This window comes from Aliikangiella maris, assembly GCF_040719265.1.
GTDB lineage: Bacteria > Pseudomonadota > Gammaproteobacteria > Enterobacterales > Kangiellaceae > Aliikangiella > Aliikangiella maris.
This window is the reverse complement of the sequence record NZ_JBFDAH010000078.1, coordinates 1-2,642: the sequence shown is the minus strand read 5'-3', so window position 1 is coordinate 2,642 and position 2,642 is coordinate 1. Positions and strand designations below refer to the sequence as shown.

The following is a 2,642-nucleotide window of genomic DNA, read 5'->3' as shown; positions in this document are numbered from 1 at the left end:
AGGTTGACCCAGTAGCACCAGGTTATGATTTTTAGGGAAGCGTTCGAACAATAAACGCAATTTTCTGAGCACCGATAAATCGAGTAAATGCGCTTCATCAATTAAAATATAAAGTTATGGCGTGTAGTAACTGGTTGATAGTGGGTAAGAGAATATTAAAGCGGCGAGAGGAAAAGCTTCGCAAGGGGGGTTCTGAAAAAGGACGGCTTTTGATAAAGGTCCGAAATAGTCCCTGCTGCTTGATTAAAGCATTCAGCCAACGCCAGGCTTGTCTGGGCTCTTGATGGGGTTTGGCTGTTGCCGCTTGCCAGGCGTGCTTAACCGTGGAACCACTGAGCAAGCTCTTGATAAAAGCCAGCAATGTCGTTAATAAATAATGCCGACCCGGAACAACCTGTTGCAAATAGAGCTGACGAGTACGACCACAACCACTGCGTCCATAACGTTGACTGCAAATCATCCGTTTACCGACAATATCTCGCTGGCGGTAGTCACGTTGTTTATACACATAGCCATGTGAAACCCATTGGCTGTTTTGTGAGCAAAATTGACAGACATAAGCTGAAGCCTGTGATTCCAGTGAAGCGGTAAACTGTTCGAGCTGAGAAAGTGAAGAAAAAAATGTCTGCATAAAAATCAACCGAAAATCAAAAGGTCAAAATTCTACAGAAAAATTAAGTTTCCCGAATTCACGTTATAAAGAAGAATTGAGTGATGATGTTAATTTGGCTGAAAAGGATTGAATGGTTCGACATTAATGTGGGAAATCACATTTAGTTATCCATCAAACAGGTGCAACCACATCAAGTAGTACTTTTAATTCTTATAGCAAAGGTGGGCACGGAGCTCACTTTCTAATTGATAAAAAAGGCACTATTTATCAAACCGCACATGTAAGTAAAAAATGCTATCACGTAGGAAAAATCCGCTCTAAATGTTACCAATCAAAACTCTGCGCCAAAGCTGATATTAAGGCTATCACCAATTTGCTTTTTGCCAAAGGTAAAAGTTATGGTGTTCGAATTAAAGATGTACACAATCTCGAAAAAGCAAAATCATACCCAGATCGTTACCCCCTCAACATAGACTCTTTAGGTATAGAAATTGTTGGGAGCTATGATGTTAAAACAAAATCTTATGAAACAATTAACATGCTTCAAAATAAATCTTTAACCTGGCTGGTAGGTGAATTATTGACTCACTTTACTTTAACTAAAGTTGATGTGTATCGTCATCCTGAGGTATCTTATAAAATGGAATCTGAAGCAAAATCAGCCACTTGGTAAATGCTATGAAAAATCAATTACTAGTATATTTATTTATTCTTACCTCTTGCTCTGCCCCCAATAAACTAAATACCGTTAACATTGATGAAATTTCGAGCTACGGCACAGACGCTAATCAAGCGGAATTCTGCTCTGACTTTCAGCTAAATAAGGAGCAGGCAAATAGCTTTTTTCAAAAAGCTAAACAAGTGAGTTTCAAAAAACTTCACGATCAATTTGACTATCTTCCCTGTTTTGTTAGAGGAAAAGCGACAATCAAAAATGAGAGTTGTGATTGGGAAATTAGAGCTGGTGGTACTGGGGAATTGATTTGTGGGAGTAAAGTACAGTACTGGGCTTGTGATAATTGTAATCTCTTATTTGGTGGGTAAAAAGAAAGGGATATAGCCATCCTCTCTCAGCAATTAAAAATAATCACCAAAATGACTTCACATCAAATTCATTAAGAGAATAGAAAACCAATAGCGGACAGTCTACTCAAAAAAAACATTAAAGTAGAAAGCCTCATCAACTTTCTACTTTTTTTTCGACTAGAATGATAAGGGGGCGGGTTTATTTTACAATATATAAATTCAAAGCCTTGTTAAAATTGACAAGGCCTTTTAGTTTTTAAAGTGCTGTAATCGCCTCACGCCAACGTCGATTAAGCGGCTGAAAAAGTAATTGCTCAAAAAGCGGGGGCATTATGTAAGCAATCGATCACAAGAAAATCAGAAAAAGATCAATTTAATTGGCGAAAATCGATCACATTTAAAAGATTCAGTTAATGGCATAATAAAAAGCATGAGTTATTTAACTGATGGTAATACAGATAGTCGGAAATTAGTCTTTCTAAAAGATGGCAAGATAAGTATTCCCCATGATTTAGCCCCTCGATATGGTAGCAGTTGGCTGGAACATCGCCTGTTTAATATAATCGAAGTTTTGCAAGAGATGGCACAACGTTATTATGATGAGTGTCAGTTACTCAAGTCAGAAAATACACGGCTAACCAGAAGGCCTGAAAGGCCGAAGCTAAAACCGAGCTTGATTGCCTCGACGGATACAGAATATCAAAATTCGAGAAGTCGTCGAACTCAAATCCCTAACCCAAAGAAATCTCAACTTGACGTAACACAAACCATCCTATTAAAACCACCCATTGTGCCAACTGGAGCCCGCTTCAAAGGATAGTAATTGCTCAAAAAGCGGGGGCATTATGTAAGGTAATTGCTCAAAAAGCGGGGGCATTATGTAAGTAGTCGCCCCTGAAAAAAGAAAAATCCATTGATTTTTTATCAGCCAATCATGCGCAGAAGCATTTTAAATGGTGAGTTCCGGCTGCGCAATCTCATTTCGCGATCAAACATAACGACT

4 protein-coding genes are annotated in these 2,642 nt (G+C 38.5%); 3 read left to right on the top strand and 1 reads right to left on the bottom strand.

Annotation, left to right across the window (positions count from 1 at the left end):
- Positions 1-97: 97 nt before the first annotated feature.
- Complete coding sequence (locus ABVT42_RS21955; protein WP_367024472.1) at positions 98-631, bottom strand: hypothetical protein; 534 nt, start codon at positions 629-631, stop codon at positions 98-100.
- Positions 632-779: 148 nt separating this feature from the next.
- Between ABVT42_RS21955 and ABVT42_RS21950 the strand changes: the two genes are divergently transcribed.
- From ABVT42_RS21950 to ABVT42_RS21940, 3 genes are all read left to right on the top strand, one after another.
- The gene (locus tag ABVT42_RS21950) at positions 780-1,286 is read left to right on the top strand and encodes a peptidoglycan recognition protein family protein (protein ID WP_353898186.1); all 507 of its coding nucleotides are present in this window, start codon (positions 780-782) and stop codon (positions 1,284-1,286) included.
- 5 nt (positions 1,287-1,291) lie between these two features.
- Entirely contained in the window at positions 1,292-1,657 is a 366-nt protein-coding gene (locus ABVT42_RS21945; RefSeq protein ID WP_353898185.1) for a hypothetical protein, read from the top strand.
- Between the two features lie 292 nt (positions 1,658-1,949).
- Positions 1,950-2,459, top strand: a complete 510-nt coding sequence (locus tag ABVT42_RS21940; protein WP_367024469.1) for a hypothetical protein — start codon at positions 1,950-1,952, stop codon at positions 2,457-2,459.
- Positions 2,460-2,642: the final 183 nt, after the last annotated feature.